We start from the raw sequence: 14,939 nt of genomic DNA on the forward strand, positions 1-14,939 counted from the left end.
GCTGCCGGCTTTTCGGCCGCCTCAGCCGACCGTGCCCGTGACCGGTTCCGGCTGCTCGTCGCCGCCCACCGGGCGGCTCGCCGTGCGGTAGCGCCCCGGGGAGCTGCCGTACTCGCGCTTGAAGGCCTTGGCGAAGGCGAACTCGCTGAGGTAGCCGGTACGGTGGGCGACGGTGCGCAGGGGGGAGTCGGTGCTGCGCAGGAGGTGGCCGGCGAGGGTCATCCGCCACCAGGTGAGGTAGGCGAGCGGGGGCTGGCCGACCAGGGTGGTGAAGCGGCGGGCGAAGGCGGCGCGGGAGAGGCCGGCGACGGTGCCCAGTTCCTCGACGGTCCAGGGGTGGGCCGGGTCCTCGTGCAGGGCGCGCAGGGCGGTGCCGACCGGCTGGTCGTGCAGGGCGCGGGCCCAGCCGGTGATCTCGCGGTGTTCGGCGTACCAGGCGCGCAGCACGTGCAGCAGCAGGGCGTCGAGCAGGGCCGGCAGCAGGGCGTCGGCGCCGGGGCGCTGCTCGGCGAGCTCGTCGGCGAGCAGGTCGACCACGCTGCGCAGCCGGGGGTGCCGGCCGTCGCCGGTGGTGAGCCGCAGGTGGGGCGGGAGTTCGGCGAGCAGCGGGTGCGGGCGGGCCTGGTCGAAGAGGTAGGCGCCGCAGAGGGTGGCGCTGGTGGCGTCGGCCGGGTCGGCGAGCGGCGGCTGCGGGCGCAGCCGGCCGTCGGGGGTGAGCCGGGCGGCGTGCAGCGGGGAGGCGGGCTGGTCGGAGAGGGCGTAGCCGCCGCCGTGCGGCAGCAGCACCAGGTCGCCCGGCTGCAGCCGGACCGGTGCCGTGCCGCCCGGCGGGTGCAGCCAGACCTCGCCGTCCAGCACCGCGTGGAACCCGATGCCGTGGCCCGCCTCGAAGCGGATCCCCCAGGTGCCCGCCCGGTGCTGGCGGCTGGCGTGCGGCCGGCCGGTGCGCATGGCGGTGATCGCGTCGCTGAGCACGTCCATGCCCGCGAGAGTAGCCGCCGCCGGTGTCGGGAGGAGGGGCCGAGACGATCGGACAGCGGGCCGAGACGCTGCGGCATGGGCCGCTGCGGGCCGGCTGCCTACCGTTGATCACGTCGGCAAGAGAAGGTTCCTGACGGGGAGTTGATGATGGCGAAGGCAGTGCTGTTCGACCGGCTGGGTGGGCCCGAGGTGTTCCGGGTGGCCGAGGTGGAGGTGGGTGCACCGGGCCCGGAGGAGGTGCTGGTGCGGGTCGCGGTGATCGGGCTGAACCGGGCGGAGGCGCTGTTCCGGGACGGCGGCTACTACTACCAGCCGGAGTTCCCGGACTCCCGGATCGGCATGGAGGCGGCCGGGGTGGTCGAGCGGGTCGGCCCCGCGGTGACCCGGTTCGCGCCCGGCGACCGGGTGGTGAGCACGGTGAGCGGGCACATGAGCCGGGTCGGCGTCTACGGCGATCTGGTGCTGATGCCGCAGGAGGCGCTGGAGCCGATCCCGGACGGCGTGGACGAGGCGACCGCCGCCGCCTCCTGGCTCTCCTACGGCACGGCGTACGGCGCGCTGGTGGAGCACGCGCAGCTGCGGGCCGGCGACCACGTGGTGATCACCGCGGCCTCCTCCAGCGTCGGGGTGGCCGCGATCCAGGTGGCCAACCACCTGGGCGCGGTGCCGATCGCGGTGACCCGGACGGCGGACAAGCGCGCGGAGCTGCTGAAGCTGGGCGCCGCACAGGTGGTGGTCAGCGAGGAGGAGCCGGTGGCCGAGCGGGTGCGCGAACTGACCGGCGGGGCGGGCGCCGAGCTGGTCTTCGACGCGGTCGGCGGGCCGCAGCTGCCGGAGCTGGCGCAGGCGGTGGCCGACGGCGGGCTGCTGGTGGTCTACGGCTGGCTGGACCGCCGCCCGCCGCTGCTGCCGCTCAACTGGTCGATCCGGATCCTGGGCTACGCGTACGGCGCGCTGGCCAGGGACCCCGCCTTCCGGCGCCGCCAGCGGTACTTCCTGGCGGCCGGGCTGCGGGCCGGCACGCTGGCCCCGGTGGTGGACCGCACCTTCCGGGGCCTGGCGGAGACGGCCGCCGCCCACGCCTACCTGGAGGGCAACGGCCAGATCGGCAAGGTGCTGGTGACAGTGGAGGACTGACGGAGCGTCAGACCCTGGCGGGGGTGGGCTGCGGCGCCTGGACGAGGGCCCGCACCCGGCGCTCCGCGCGCGGCCCGTCGCAGGCTTCGGAGCCGAGCGCGACCTGCCGGGCCACGATGTCCCGCTCCGCCCGCATCAGCCGCCAGCCGCGCCGCAGCAGGTAGCCGACCGACTTGCGCCCCTCGCGCAGGTCGCGCCGGAACCGGCGCCAGGCGGTGGTCAGCGGGTGGTTGCGCAGGCAGAGCGCGTCGCCCAGCAGCTCCTCGGCCCGGCAGGCGGCGACCAGCTCGGCGGCGAAGATGCCCTCGGCGATGAAGGCCGGGGCGCCGTCCAGGCTGAGCTCGCGGGAGCCGGCCCGCCCGTTGGCCGGGATCGAGTAGACCGGCACCTCGGCCCGCCCGGTCTCCACCAGCCGCCGGATCGCGGCCAGCGCCTGGGCGCCGTGCCAGGAGTCGGGGGAGTCCCAGTCGGTGCCGCCGCCGTCGGGCAGCAGCGGCAGGGTGGGGTCGTCGCCGTCCTTGTAGAAGTCGTCCAGCTGCAGCACCGGCAGCCCGGTCCGCGCGGCCAGCGAGGACTTGCCGGACCCCGAAGGCCCGGACAGCAGCACCACGAGGGCGCGAGGGGCGGGGGCGGGGTTCATGGCGGGGTCACTCACGAGACACCAGTCTGACGCATCGCGGGCCCTGCCGGTAACCCGTCGGACACCATCATCCGTTGGTGACGAGACAGTTGCACTGGGCAGTCCCGCTCGGGAACGGAGGACGGGCCCGCACCAGGGGGGGGAGAGGTGCGGGCCCGTCGGCGGTCCGTCCGGGCCCTGGGGGGGGGTAGGGCACTGGGGACGGACCGGCTTGTGGGACCGGTCGTACTGCCGGTTCTGCGGACTACTGGCCCATCGGGTGCCAGACCGTCTTCGTCTCCAGGAAGGAGAGTAGCCGGTCGGTGCCCGGGGCAGTGGTCCAGTCCTGCGCCGACGGGTCCACCGCCGGGCGCAGCACTCGCTTCAATGTATCGGCCGCGGCCGCCTCCAGCGAAGCCGCCGCGCCCGGGCCGTCCGCCGCGATCGCGCCGGCCAGGTCCAGGGCGTTGACGTCCTGGTGCGAGGCCAGGGTCGGCGCCAGGTCGGCGGTGCGGCCGGAGATCAGGTTCACCACGCCGCCGGGCACGTCCGAGGTGGCCAGCACCTCGCCCAGCACCAGCGCGGGCAGCGGGGCGTCCGCGGCGGCCGCGACCACCGCGGTGTTGCCGGTGGCGATCACCGGGGCGAGCACCGAGACCAGGCCGAGGAAGGAGTGCCCGTAGCCGGCCTGCGGGGCCACGATGCCCACCACTCCGGTGGGTTCGGGCACCGAGAGGTTGAAGAACGGCCCGGCCACCGGGTTGGCGCCGCCGGCGATCTGGGCCACCTTGTCGGTCCAGCCCGCGTACCAGACCCAGCGGTCGATCGCCTGGTCCACCAGCGCGGCGGCCTTCTTGCCGCCCAAGCCCTCGGCGGCGGCCACCTCGGCGGTGAACTGCTCGCGCCGGCCCTGCAGCATCTCGGCCACCCGGTAGAGCACCTGGCCGCGGTTGTAGGCGGTGGTGCCGGACCAGCCCTTGACGGCGGCCCGGGCGGCCAGCACGGCGTCCCGGGCGTCCTTGCGGGTCCCGAGCGGGGCGTTGGCCAGCCACTGGCCCGTTGCGTCGGTCACCTCGTACACCCGTCCGCTCTCGGAGCGCGGGAACTTCCCGCCGACGAACAGCTTGTAGGTCTTGTACACCTGAATTCGAGCAGGGGCGTCAAGACGCGCAGCGACATCAGACATCGAGGTAGGCCTCCAGACCGTGCCGGCCACCCTCGCGGCCGTAGCCCGACTCCTTGTAGCCGCCGAACGGCGAGGTCGGGTCGAACTTGTTGAAGGTGTTGGCCCAGACCACGCCGGCCCGGAGCCGGTCGGCCATCCAGAGGATCCGCGAGCCCTTCTCGGTCCAGATGCCGGCGGACAGGCCGTACTGGGTGTTGTTGGCCTTCTCCACCGCCTCGGCGGGGGTGCGGAAGGTCAGCACAGAGAGCACCGGGCCGAAGATCTCCTCGCGGGCGATCCGGTGCGCCTGGCTCACGCCGGTGAACAGCGTGGGGCGGAACCAGTAGCCGGCGCTCGGCAGTTCGCAGGCCGGGGCCCAGCGGTCGGCGCCCTCGGCCTCGCCGGCCGCGGCCAGCTCGGTGATCCGGGCCAGCTGGGCGGCCGAGTTGATCGCGCCGATGTCGGTGTTCTTGTCCAGCGGGTCGCCGACCCGCAGGGTGGCCATCCGGCGCTTCAGCGCGTCCAGCAGCTCGTCCTGGACCGACTCCTGGACCAGCAGCCGGGAGCCCGCGCAGCAGACGTGGCCCTGGTTGAAGAAGATGCCGTTGACGATGCCCTCGACCGCCTGGTCGATCGGCGCGTCGTCGAAGACGATGTTGGCGGCCTTGCCGCCGAGCTCCAGCGAGAGCTTCTTGCGGCTGCCGGCCAGCTGCTTGGCGATCGCCCGGCCGACGGCGGTGGAGCCGGTGAAGGCGACCTTGTTGACGTCCGGGTGCGCGGTCAGCGCGGCGCCGGTGCGGCCGTCGCCGGTGACGATGTTCACCACGCCCTTGGGCAGGCCCGCCTGGCGGCAGATCTCGGCGAACCGCAGCGCGGTCAGCGGGGTGGTCTCGGCCGGCTTGAGCACCACGGTGTTGCCGGTGGCCAGCGCCGGGGCGATCTTCCAGGCCAGCATCAGCAGCGGGAAGTTCCACGGGATGACCTGGCCGGCCACGCCCAGCGGGCGCGGGTTGGCACCGAAGCCGGCGAAGTCCAGCTTGTCGGCCCAGCCCGCGTAGTAGAAGAAGTGCGCGGCGACCAGCGGCAGGTCGACGTCGCGGGTCTCCTTGATCGGCTTGCCGTTGTCGATCGACTCCAGCACGGCCAGCTCGCGGGAGCGCTCCTGGATGATCCGGGCGATCCGGAACAGGTACTTGGCCCGCTCGCTGCCGGGCAGCGCGGACCAGTCGGCGAACGCCTTGCGGGCGGCGGCGACGGCTCGGTCCACGTCCTGCTCGGTGCCCTGGGCGAACTCGGCCAGCACCTGCTCGGTGGCCGGGTTGACCGTCTTCAGCGCCTCGCTGCCGCTCGAGTCGGTGAACTCGCCGCCGATGAAGTGGCCGTAGGAGGTCGCGAGTTCACCGGCCGCGGCGGGTGACTCGGGAGCCGGGGCGTAGTCGAAGAGCCCGCTCGCCTTGGCGGCGGGCGCTTCCTTCGCGGGGGTGTCCTTGGTCGGGGTCTTCTTGGCCATGGGGATCAGTCCACCGTCACGTAGTCGGGACCGGAGTACCGGCCGGTGCTGAGCTTCTGGCGCTGCATCAGCAGATCGTTGAGCAGGCTGGAGGCGCCGAAGCGGAACCAGTGCGGGGAGAGCCAGTCGTCGCCCAGCGTCTCGTTGACCATCACCAGGTACTTCATCGCGTCCTTGGTGGTGCGGATGCCGCCGGCCGGCTTGACGCCGACCTGGGTGCCGGTGGCGGCGCGGAAGTCCCGCACGGCCTCCAGCATCAGCAGGGTGACCGGGGGAGTGGCGTTGACCGCCACCTTGCCGGTGGAGGTCTTGATGAAGTCGGCGCCGGCCAGCATGGCCAGCCAGGAGGCGCGGCGGACGTTGTCGTAGGTCTGCAGCTCGCCGGTCTCGAAGATCACCTTGAGGTGGGCGGCGGTGCCGTCGGGGCGCACGCAGGCCTGCTTGACGGCGGTGATCTCCTCGAAGACCGAGAGGTAGCGGCCGGAGAGGAAGGCGCCGCGGTCGATCACCATGTCGATCTCGTCGGCACCGGCGGCCACCGCGTCGGCGGTGTCGGCCAGCTTGACCGGCAGCGCGGCGCGGCCGGCCGGGAAGGCGGTGGCGACCGAGGCGACCTGGATGGCGGTGCCGGCCAGCGCCGCCTTGGCGGTGGCCACCATGTCCGGGTAGACGCAGATCGCGGCCACCTGGGGGGTGTCCGGGTCGGTGGGGTCCGGGTGCCGGCCCTTGGTGCACAGGGCTCGCACCTTGCCGACCGTGTCCGCGCCCTCCAGCGTGGTCAGGTCGATCATCGAGATGGCCAGGTCGATGGCGAAGGCCTTGGCCGTCGTCTTGATCGACCGGGTGCCGAGGCCGGCGGCCCGGGCTTCCAGGCCGACCGCGTCGACGCCGGGCAGGCCGTGCAGGAAGCGGCGGAGCGAGGCCTCGGAAGCGGCGACATCGCTCAGTCCGCCGCCGGTCCGGGGGCGGGCAGAGGCTGCAGCAGTGGACATAGTCACCAGATCAGCATATCTACGCGCGTAGGAGGACGGTAGGCGGGGGTGCTCTTTCGATGCCGGACCGAGATCTGGGCGCTGCTTCGGGTGGGACGGGGGTGCGGGTGGCACGGGTCGGACGGGGGGTACGGAGTGTGCGGAGGGCGTGCAGGCCCGCCGCTCATTCGAGAGGCCCACGGCCGGGCGGGGTCACGAGGCCGTGGGCGGACCGTCAGACCGCGACCGGCTCGGCGATCCCGTGGCGGCCGTCCGGCTCCAGGGCGGGGTCCGAGCGCAGCACTGCGCGCTGCAGCCGGCGCAGCCGGCCCGACGGCTCCAGGCCGAACTCCTCCACCAGGGCGGAGTGCAGCCGCCGGTAGACCTCCAGTGCCTGCCACTGCCGCCCGGAGCGGTAGAGCGCGATCATGTACTTGGCGTGCAGGTTCTCATGCCACGGGTACTGCGCGCACAGCCCCGCCAGCTCGCCCAGCAGGTCCTGGTGGCGACCCAGCAGCAGGTCGGCGTCGATGTGCTCCTCGATCAGCCGGGTCCGGCCCTCCTCCAGCCGGGTCACCTCGATGCTGAGCCGCGGCCCGGCCTTGACGTCGGCCAGCACCGGCCCGCGCCACAGCGCCAGTGCCGCGCGCAGCAGCTCGGAGGCGGCCATCTCCCGGCCGTCGGCCAGCGCCCGGCGCCCGGCGGCGGCCAGCCGCTCCGACTCCTGGATGTCACAGAGCTGGGGTTCGACGTTCAGCAGGTAGCTGTTGTGCCTGGTCTCCAGGATCTCCTTGGCCGTGCGCGGCGAGCCCTCCGGCACGCCGGCCTCCACCAGCCGCCGCAGCTGCAGGATGTAGGTCTGCAGGACCGAGGGCGCGCTGCGCGGCGGCTGCGGCCCCCACAGCTCCTCGATCAGCGCGGCCACCGGAACGGCCCGGCCGGCGTTGAGCGCCAGCAGCGCGAGGACCTGCCGTGGCTTGCCGGCCGTGGGGACGACGGACAGCCGGCCCTCCCGCACCTCCAGCGGGCCCAGAACCTTGATCTCCACCGGTGCTCCTCCTCCGTGCGTGGTTGTCCGACCACCCGGCCTGGACTGCGCAGGGGGACGCACCTGGCTCGCGGGCCGGCGCGGTGCCGCCGAGGGAGGCGGCCACGACGGCCACGGCCGGGCGCTGGAGCGACCGCGTCAACGGGGTCACTCCGCCCCTGCCTCAGTGTCAGCCGTTCGAACGGGAATCCCACCGGAACCAGATGGCGGCAGCGCGGTCCCGGATTGAACAACTGGTGTCAAAGAGCCCCGGTGCGCACGCTATCCGCGCGGCGCCCCGACGGGCAATGCTTCATCTGGTTTTCATGGCCGGCCATCTTGTTCCGAGACCTCGGAAGCGGCACCGCCGGGCCGGTAAGGACCGGCCCGGCGGCGATATGTGACGGAACGTCAACTTTGCGTCAATGGACTGGTGGAGGAGACCACCGGGGAATCCGCCGCCGGCGAGGAAGCAGCTGATGAACTGTCAGTGGAGGAGTCTTCACCGTGCGAGAGGTTGGGCAGCCAGTTGAGCCAACCGGGAAGGTACCAGGAGCTCTCGCCGAGCAGCGTGAGCACCGCCGGCAGCAGCAGCGCCCGGATCACGGTGGCGTCGATCAGCACCGCCACGGCCAGCCCGACGCCGACCTCCTTCATCGAAGTCACCGTCAGCGTACCGAAGATGGCGAAAACGCCGATCATGATGACGGCCGCACTGGTGACCACCCCGGCGGTGCTGCGCAGCCCGTGCGCCACCGCCTCCCGGGTGTCCAGGCCGCGGTCCCGGCCCTCCTTGATCCGGGAGACCACGAAGACGTGGTAGTCCATGCTCAGCCCGAACAGGATCACGAAGAGGAAGAGCGGCAGCCAGGAGGCGATCGCCCCCGAGGTGCGGGCACCCAGCAGCGAGGCGCCGAAGCCGTGCTGGAAGACCACCACCAGCGCGCCGTACGCCGCGCCCACTGAGAGCAGGTTGAGCACCGTGGTGACGACGGCGATCACCAGCGAGCGGAACGAGGCCAGCATCAGCACGAAGGCCAGCCCCAGCACGAAGGCGAAGACCGGCAGCGCGCTGTCGCTCAGCCGGGCGTTGAAGTCCACCGAGGCCGCCGTGGCGCCGCCCACCGACACCTGAGCCCCGGGCACCGCGCCCAGGGTGTCCGGCAGCACCGCGGTGCGCAGCTGGTGGAGCGCCGAGACGCTCGCCGCGTCCGTCCCCGTCCCGGCCAGCTGCACGCCGATCACCGCGAGCTGGTGCTCCGGGTGGAGCGCGATGCTGACCTGCCCGTGCACCGCGCCGGAGGCCGCGGCCTGCTGCTGGAAGTCGGCCAGCGCCCGCTGGGCGGTCGGGCTGTTGACGTCCGGAGCCTGGAAGACGATCTGGCTGGGCAGCGGGCTGCCGGGGAAGGCCTGTTCGATCTGCTGCCCCACCTTGACCACCGGGTTGCTCTTCGGCAGCTCGTCGGCCGGGCTGAGCTGTGCGGTGCGCAGGCCCAGCACCGGAACGGAGAGCGCCAGCAAGGCGGCACCGGCCAGCACCGTCCAGAGCAGCGGGCGCTGCTGCACCCGGCCGAGCACGGCGCCCCAGATCCGGCTGCCGCCGTCGGCCCGCCGCAGCCGGCCGATGAACGGGATGCGGCCCGCCTCCACCCGGTCGCCGAGCATCGACAGCATAGCCGGCAGCACGGTCACCGAGCCGAGCACCGCCACCACGACCACCATGATGGTCGCCAGGCCCATGGCCCGGAAGTCGGCGATCCCGGTGAGGAACATGCCGGCCATCGCCACCACCACGGTGCCGCCGGAGACCAGCACCGAGTGCCCGGAGGTGGCCGCCGCGATCCGCAGCGCGGTCGCGCCGTCCCGCCCGGCCGCCCGCTCCTCGCGCTCCCGGCGCAGGTAGAAGAGGCAGTAGTCGACCCCGACGGCGAGGCCGACCAGCAGCATCACCGAGGCGGCGTCGTCGCTGGTGTGCACCAGCGGGGTGGTCAGGGCGAGCAGGCCGAAGGCGCCGATGTAGGCGGTCAGCGCCAGCGCCACCGGCAGCAGCGCCGCCACCAGGGCGCCGAAGACCACCAGCAGGATGCCCAGGGCGAGCGGCACGGCGGTCCACTCGGCGGCGGCGAAGTCGTTGTTGAAGCTGTCCTGGAAGTGCTTGGCGGCGCTGGCGTCGCCGTACTCGGCGATGGTCAGCCCACCGTCGGCGCCCTGGGTCCGGTCGACCGCGTCGATCACCGGCTGCACCTGGTTGACCGCGTCCTTGGCGTCGCCCTTCATGGTGAAGGTGACCAGCGCGGAGTGCCGGTCGGCGGAGATCGTGCCGGTGTCGTACGGGCTGCGCACGTCCGCCGCCTTGCCGGTCGCCTGCACGGCCGAGACGGTGTCCGCGACGGCGGACTGGAAGCGCGGGTCGTCCGCGGTGAGCGAGTCGCTGCGCACCAGCACGGTCTCGGCGGCCGGCGCGGCCAGGCCGGCCGCGTCGAGCACCCGGACGGCGCGTCCGGACTCACCGACGCCGTTGTCCACGTCGGTGGTCTTGTGGCTGCCCGCCATGCTGCCGATCGTGGTCACCAGCACCACGAACAGCAGCCAGCCGAAGACGGCGGTCTTCCGGTGGCGGGCGCTCCAGTCGCCGATGGCGACGGCGAGCCCTGGCCTTGCGGTCACGGGGATCCTCCTGTGGCTGGCGGCCGGCCGGCCGCGGCGTGTTCATGTCGCCGGGGCCGGCCTCCGCCAGAGCCGGAGCGCACCTGGCAACGACGCCCCGACGCCCCGCGAGTGCGCCCACCGCCGCCGCGCAACCTCCTGCCAGGGACCTGCGGGCCGGGGCGAGCACACCGGCCCCACCCTTTCCACGGGCGCCTAAAGAACGCTAAAGCCGTGCTCCGGGGCCCCTTTCCGGCCTTGTGCGACGGCTGGTCAGCAGACCCAAGGAGGGCTTTAGCCCGGCCGACCAGGCTCGTCCCAATCGCAGCCGACACGCGTCCATCGCGATGTCTATCGCAGCCGTCACATGTCTGGAGTGCTCCATGCGCTGGGAGAACCTCTACGTCGCCGGACTCGGTGCCTACCTGCCCGAGCAGATCTACACCGCCGAACAGGCCGTCGCCGACGGGGTCTACGGGGCCGGTGAGTGCGAGGCCAACGGCTACCGCGCGGTGCGCGTGGCCGCCGACGACGAGCCCGGCCCGGTGATGGCCGCCGCGGCCGGCCGGCAGGCCGTGGCGCGCTCCGGCCTGGCCGCCGACGACTTCGACGTGGTGGTGCACGCCAGCGTCGGCCACCAGGGCCAGGACGTGTGGACCCCCGCGCACTACGTGCAGAACGAGGCCGTCGGCGGCAACGGCGCGGCCTTCGAGGTCCGCCAGGGCTCCAACAGCGGCCTGGCCGCCGCCGAGGTCGCCGCCTCCTGGATCTCCGCCCGCCCGGACGCCACCGCCGCCCTGGTCACCACCGGCGACTCCTTCAAGCTGCCCTACTGGGACCGCTGGAAGGCCGACGAGCAGGTCGTCTACGGCGACGGCGCCGGCGCCATGGTGCTCTCCACCCGCGGCGGCTTCGCCCGGGTGCGCTCCACCGCCAGCCGCGCGGACGCCTCGCTGGAGCCGCTGTACCGCGGTGAGGACTCCTGGACCGAGGCGCCGTTCTACAACGGCAAGCCGGTCGACCTGGCGGGCCGCAAGCGCTCCTGGCTGAGCCGGCACGAGGGCGGCTACGACGAGGCGATCGCCCGGATCAACAAGAACTTCGGCGCCGTGCTGCAGACCGCCCTCGCCGACGCCGACACCGACCTGGCCGGCACCCAGTGGTTCATCCACGCCAACATGTCCAAGACCATCGTCGAGTGGGGCTTCCACGGCGCGCTCGGCCTGGACCCCGACAGCACCGTGTACGACTGGGGCCTGGACTACGCCCACATGGGCGGCGGCGACCAGATCATCGGCCTCAACCGCCTGTTCGAGACCGGCCGTCCGAAGCCGGGCGACCTGATCGTGACGGCCGGCGCGGGCATCGGCTTCATGTGGACCGTGGCGGTGCTCGAGGTGCTCGACACCCCCGAGTGGAGCTGAGTCTTCATCAAACTGCCCTGTTTCGCTGCCCGGTGATGACGGTACGGTGCGCCCTGTCTGCTCTGCGGGGCGCACCGCTCCTCGCCGGGCTCGGTTGAATCGGAAGGCCGCACATGCTCACCGCTCTCAAGGGTGCCAACGCCGCGTTGGCGTTCCTGCTCGAACTCGCCGTGCTGGGCTCGGTGGGCCTCTGGGGCTTCACACTCAGCCCGCGGATGCCGGTCAAGCTGCTGGCGGGGATCGGCGGGCCGGTGCTGATGATCGTGCTCTGGTCGGTCTTCGGCGCCCCGGGTGCCGCGGTCTCGCTGCACGGGGTGGGCCGGCTGCTGTTCGAGATCGCCTGGTTCGGCGCGGGCGCACTGGCGCTCTTCGCGGCCGGCCGGGTGGCGCCGGCGGTGGTGCTGGCGGTGCTGTACGCGGTGAACGCGGTGCTCGCGCGGATCTGGCACCAGACCAACTGAGACCGGCGCCGCCGCGCTGCACGCCTGTCGGTGCGATCGAGTATCGTCCGCCGCGTGGGCATGAAGACGCTGCGAGTTGACGGCGAGTGGGTCGGACGCGTGATCGGGCTGGCCGACGGGCGTTGGGACCAGGGCGAGCTGGAGCGCGCCTTCCTCGCCCACGGTTGGGCGGAGGCGGACGAGTCCGGCGACGTGGTCGTGGGGTGGGGCGGCGGGGCGTGCGCGCCGCACTTCTTCGGTTCGGGCTCGGGTTTCGGTTGCGGTTCGGGTTCCGGGTCTGGCTCCGGCGAGGGCGAGGGCGAGGGCGACGGGGACGGCGAGGCGCTGGGCTGGCGGTTCGAGCTCGGCGACCGGCCGGTCGACGGCGGCCCGGAGGGGTCGTTCGTGCAGCTGCCGTGCGCGCTGTTCTGGCCGCCGTTCGGGGCGGAGCCGGAGGACGGCGACGAGGACGACCTGGACGAGGACTACAGCGCGGCCTGGGCGCGCCGGCCGGACGCGGGGCGCGACGAGTTCCGGGCGGAGTACGAGCGCTTGGGCGGGCTGGTGCGGGCGCTGCTGGGGGAGCCGGTCGAGGTGGTGGAGGAGGAGCTGGACTGCTGCCAGGAGGTCTGGGAGCGGAACGGGTTGCAGGTGGTGCTGCAGCGGAGCGATGACGTGAATTCGTACTCGTACTATGACGTGATCAATTTGCGGGTCGGGCCTGCGGTCGTGTGGTGATCAAGATCGAGTACCGCCGGACCGGCCCGTACACGGGCCGTGGCCGCGAGCACCGGGAGGGGGCTCGCCTCGCTGCGGTCAGTCGTGCCGAACTGCGCTGGTACTACTTCCTGTCCGACCTCTCGTTCACGGTTGATGAGACCGAGCTGGGCCCGCCGTGGTCGTGGACACCGGTGTTCGACTTCCTGTGGCAGCTGAAGGGCGTACTCGAGTACTTGGAGCGGGGCGAGCGCTCGACGATCGGCTTCACGGAGAACGCCGAGATGATCGAGTTCGCCCCGGAGGAGGACGGGAAGGTGCGGGTCTCGTGCACGTACGCGGCGTCCGAGGCGGTCTGCGAGCTCGGTGAGCTCAAGGAGGCCTGGCAGGGTTTCCGGCGGGCGGTGCTGGTGGAGCTCGGTCGCGAGTACCCGCCACTTGCGGCCAACCCGGTGCTGGCGGAGCTCCGGATCCGTTCGTAGCCGTTGGCTCGCCTGTGACCTGGGCCGTGGCGCCGTAGGCCAGCGCTACCTCCTGCTCGGGCTGCGCGCCGCGCACACGGCTCGTCATCGCGCTCTCGGGGCGAACATCGTCTCCTGTCTCAGCCATCAGGCAGTCTGGGGTAGCGCGCACGACGATGCGTTACGCCTGATCAAGATCGCCCGAGAGGGAATTGGAGGGGTGCCCGAGGGTGTGGTTCACGCTCTCCTCGCTACCAGGCAGGCTCGTGCTCACGCTCAGCTAGGCCAACTCGACGACTGCACCCGGGCCCTCGATGAGGCAGCCGGGTTGGTCGAGTTCGCCGTGGACGGCACTAGCCCTGCGTGGGCCTATTGGGTGACTCCTGCGGTTCTGGCTGCCGATGCCGGCCGAGCCTGGCTGGAGCTCGGACGTCCGGGACTCGCTGAGCGACATCTCCTGCGTGGGCTCTTCCTGTTCGGTGAGGAACAGCCCCGGAATCGGTTGCTGCACACGCTGTCGCTGGCTGAAGCCCGGCTGAGGCAGCGCGATCTCGACAGTGCGGCTGAGGCGACTCGCCAGGCCCTTGATCTCCGTTCGTATCTGGACTCCGGTAGGGCAAAGCAGCGGATGACCAGCCTGCGGGACGAGTTCGAGCGGTCCGATAGTCCGTTGGCACGTGATGTCGTAGCGCAGATCAACGCCACCCTGGTCGCCTAGCCAGGACTTCCATATGCACCTGAGGAACTCCATGCACGTCCGCGCACACGTCCCGCTGGCTCCGCTCACCACGCTGGGCATTGGCGGTGATGCCGCAGTACTCGCCGAACTGACCGACGTGGCCGAGTTCCCCGAGGTCGTCGTCATGGCCGAGCAGCACAGCGCGAGACCTTTGATCCTCGGCGGCGGCAGCAACATCCTCGTCAGCGACGCCGGGTGCACCACGCCCATCGTGCGGATGGCCACCGAGGGGTGTGGCGTTCGAGCGCGACGGTGAGACGGTCACGGTCCAGGCCGGCCACGCGCTTCAGGACTTCGTCTCGCATGCCATCGACAGCGGCTTGGCAGGAGTGGAAACCCTGATCGGCATCCCAGGCACGGTCGGTGCGACCCCGGTGCAGAACGTCGGCGCCTATGGGCAGGAGGTTGCTGACACCCTCGTCCGTGTCACCGCGTGGGATTGGGTGGCCGGTTCCGAGGTCACACTGTCAGCGGCGGATTGCCAACTCGGGCACCGCACCAGCATCTTCAAGCACTCCACCCGCTGGACCCTCCTGGCCGTGACGTTCCGGCTCCGATCGTCAAAGCTGAGCAGCCCGATCGCCTACGGAGTGGTTGCCAAGGCCCTGGATGTCCCCAAGGGGACCTGCGTCCCGCTGGCCGAGGTGGCGAGTGCGGTGCTGGCGGTGCGGCGGGGCAAGGGCATGGTCCTCGACCCCAGCGACATCGACAACCGCAACGTTGGCAGCGTGTTCCTCAGCCCGGTCGTCGACGATACGCAGGCCGCGAGGCTCCGCGCCGAGCAGGCGCCCGTGAACGACTTTACCGACGGGTCGACCAGGGTCAGCGCCAGCTGGCTGATCGGGGCAGCCGGCTTCACGTTGGGGCAGCCGATCGTCCCGGGCATCCGGATGTCGACCAAGCACTTCACCCTCGTCGCCGACGGCCACGCCACGGCTGCCGCATTCGTCGAAGCCACCCGGATCATCGCCGACACCGTGCGGCAGACCACGGGAGTCCAACTCACCCCGGAGCCCGACCTCTTCGGCGACGAAGCCGATCTGACCTCTCGGCTGAGGCAGCATTCACCGGCTTGACGGAACCGGTGGGCCTGCTCGCGCGT

The 14,939-nt window shown here is 72.2% G+C and carries 15 protein-coding genes; 8 read left to right on the forward strand and 7 right to left on the reverse strand.

Going from position 1 to position 14,939, the window contains the following annotated elements; all coding sequences use genetic code 11:
* Positions 1-21: 21 nt before the first annotated feature.
* On the reverse strand, positions 22-981 hold the full coding sequence (locus ACFYNO_RS04635) for an AraC family transcriptional regulator (RefSeq protein ID WP_388005143.1): 960 nt from the start codon (positions 979-981) through the stop codon (positions 22-24).
* A gap of 147 nt (positions 982-1,128) precedes the next feature.
* Between ACFYNO_RS04635 and ACFYNO_RS04640 the strand changes: the two genes are divergently transcribed.
* Entirely contained in the window at positions 1,129-2,118 is a 990-nt protein-coding gene (locus ACFYNO_RS04640; protein ID WP_388005146.1) for a zinc-dependent alcohol dehydrogenase family protein, read from the forward strand.
* Positions 2,119-2,125: 7 nt separating this feature from the next.
* Here the strand turns inward: ACFYNO_RS04640 and ACFYNO_RS04645 are convergent, their stop codons facing one another.
* From ACFYNO_RS04645 to ACFYNO_RS04670, 6 genes are all read right to left on the reverse strand, one after another.
* Complete coding sequence (locus ACFYNO_RS04645; protein ID WP_388005500.1) at positions 2,126-2,758, reverse strand: ATP-binding protein; 633 nt, start codon at positions 2,756-2,758, stop codon at positions 2,126-2,128.
* Between the two features lie 244 nt (positions 2,759-3,002).
* The gene (locus tag ACFYNO_RS04650; protein WP_388005149.1) at positions 3,003-3,923 is read right to left on the reverse strand and encodes an aldehyde dehydrogenase family protein; all 921 of its coding nucleotides are present in this window, start codon (positions 3,921-3,923) and stop codon (positions 3,003-3,005) included.
* Complete coding sequence (locus tag ACFYNO_RS04655; RefSeq protein ID WP_388005152.1) at positions 3,916-5,412, reverse strand: aldehyde dehydrogenase family protein; 1,497 nt, start codon at positions 5,410-5,412, stop codon at positions 3,916-3,918. The genes ACFYNO_RS04650 and ACFYNO_RS04655 overlap by 8 nt, the downstream gene beginning before the upstream one ends.
* A gap of 5 nt (positions 5,413-5,417) precedes the next feature.
* Positions 5,418-6,404: a deoxyribose-phosphate aldolase gene (gene deoC / locus ACFYNO_RS04660; RefSeq protein ID WP_388005155.1), complete on the reverse strand. Its 987-nt coding sequence runs from the start codon at positions 6,402-6,404 to the stop codon at positions 5,418-5,420.
* A gap of 214 nt (positions 6,405-6,618) precedes the next feature.
* Positions 6,619-7,431 carry a BTAD domain-containing putative transcriptional regulator gene (locus tag ACFYNO_RS04665; protein WP_388005158.1) on the reverse strand — a complete coding sequence of 271 codons (813 nt, stop codon included), beginning with the start codon at positions 7,429-7,431 and terminating at the stop codon, positions 6,619-6,621.
* Between the two features lie 390 nt (positions 7,432-7,821).
* Entirely contained in the window at positions 7,822-10,077 is a 2,256-nt protein-coding gene (locus ACFYNO_RS04670; RefSeq protein ID WP_388005161.1) for an MMPL family transporter, read from the reverse strand.
* A 362-nt stretch (positions 10,078-10,439) separates the two neighbouring features.
* On the opposite strand from ACFYNO_RS04670, the gene ACFYNO_RS04675 reads away from it, so the two are divergent.
* The 7 genes from ACFYNO_RS04675 (at position 10,440) to ACFYNO_RS04705 (ending at position 14,913) form a co-directional block, all read left to right on the forward strand.
* Entirely contained in the window at positions 10,440-11,480 is a 1,041-nt protein-coding gene (locus tag ACFYNO_RS04675; RefSeq protein WP_388005164.1) for a ketoacyl-ACP synthase III family protein, read from the forward strand.
* Positions 11,481-11,593: 113 nt separating this feature from the next.
* Positions 11,594-11,941 (forward strand): YrdB family protein, encoded by a 348-nt coding sequence (locus tag ACFYNO_RS04680; protein WP_388005167.1) that lies wholly within the window; start codon positions 11,594-11,596, stop codon positions 11,939-11,941.
* Between the two features lie 54 nt (positions 11,942-11,995).
* Positions 11,996-12,658 carry a hypothetical protein gene (locus ACFYNO_RS04685; protein WP_388005170.1) on the forward strand — a complete coding sequence of 221 codons (663 nt, stop codon included), beginning with the start codon at positions 11,996-11,998 and terminating at the stop codon, positions 12,656-12,658.
* Complete coding sequence (locus tag ACFYNO_RS04690) at positions 12,655-13,119, forward strand: hypothetical protein (protein WP_388005173.1); 465 nt, start codon at positions 12,655-12,657, stop codon at positions 13,117-13,119. The genes ACFYNO_RS04685 and ACFYNO_RS04690 overlap by 4 nt, the downstream gene beginning before the upstream one ends.
* Before the next feature lie 307 nt (positions 13,120-13,426).
* Positions 13,427-13,816: a hypothetical protein gene (locus ACFYNO_RS04695; RefSeq protein WP_388005176.1), complete on the forward strand. Its 390-nt coding sequence runs from the start codon at positions 13,427-13,429 to the stop codon at positions 13,814-13,816.
* A gap of 31 nt (positions 13,817-13,847) precedes the next feature.
* A complete protein-coding gene (locus ACFYNO_RS04700) occupies positions 13,848-14,093 on the forward strand; it encodes a hypothetical protein (RefSeq protein WP_388005179.1) in 246 nt (81 codons plus the stop codon).
* Positions 14,071-14,913 (forward strand): UDP-N-acetylmuramate dehydrogenase, encoded by an 843-nt coding sequence (locus ACFYNO_RS04705; RefSeq protein WP_388005182.1) that lies wholly within the window; start codon positions 14,071-14,073, stop codon positions 14,911-14,913. Before ACFYNO_RS04700 ends, ACFYNO_RS04705 begins: the two co-directional genes overlap by 23 nt.
* Positions 14,914-14,939 lie beyond the last annotated feature (26 nt).

Source organism: Kitasatospora sp. NPDC006697, from assembly GCF_042869935.1.
In the GTDB taxonomy this organism is placed as follows: domain Bacteria; phylum Actinomycetota; class Actinomycetes; order Streptomycetales; family Streptomycetaceae; genus Kitasatospora.

What these genes read in the sequence shown, in the direction of transcription:
- ACFYNO_RS04675 (WP_388005164.1), top strand. Translation starts at nt 10,440, where the DNA reads ATGCGCTGGGAGAACCTCTACGTCGCCGGACTCGGTGCCTACCTGCCC.
- ACFYNO_RS04645 (WP_388005500.1), bottom strand. Translation starts at nt 2,758, where the DNA reads ATGAACCCCGCCCCCGCCCCTCGCGCCCTCGTGGTGCTGCTGTCCGGG.
- ACFYNO_RS04680 (WP_388005167.1), top strand. Translation starts at nt 11,594, where the DNA reads ATGCTCACCGCTCTCAAGGGTGCCAACGCCGCGTTGGCGTTCCTGCTC.
- deoC (WP_388005155.1), bottom strand. Translation starts at nt 6,404, where the DNA reads ATGTCCACTGCTGCAGCCTCTGCCCGCCCCCGGACCGGCGGCGGACTG.
- ACFYNO_RS04635 (WP_388005143.1), bottom strand. Translation starts at nt 981, where the DNA reads ATGGACGTGCTCAGCGACGCGATCACCGCCATGCGCACCGGCCGGCCG.
- ACFYNO_RS04640 (WP_388005146.1), top strand. Translation starts at nt 1,129, where the DNA reads ATGGCGAAGGCAGTGCTGTTCGACCGGCTGGGTGGGCCCGAGGTGTTC.
- ACFYNO_RS04655 (WP_388005152.1), bottom strand. Translation starts at nt 5,412, where the DNA reads ATGGCCAAGAAGACCCCGACCAAGGACACCCCCGCGAAGGAAGCGCCC.
- ACFYNO_RS04650 (WP_388005149.1), bottom strand. Translation starts at nt 3,923, where the DNA reads ATGTCTGATGTCGCTGCGCGTCTTGACGCCCCTGCTCGAATTCAGGTG.
- ACFYNO_RS04700 (WP_388005179.1), top strand. Translation starts at nt 13,848, where the DNA reads ATGCACGTCCGCGCACACGTCCCGCTGGCTCCGCTCACCACGCTGGGC.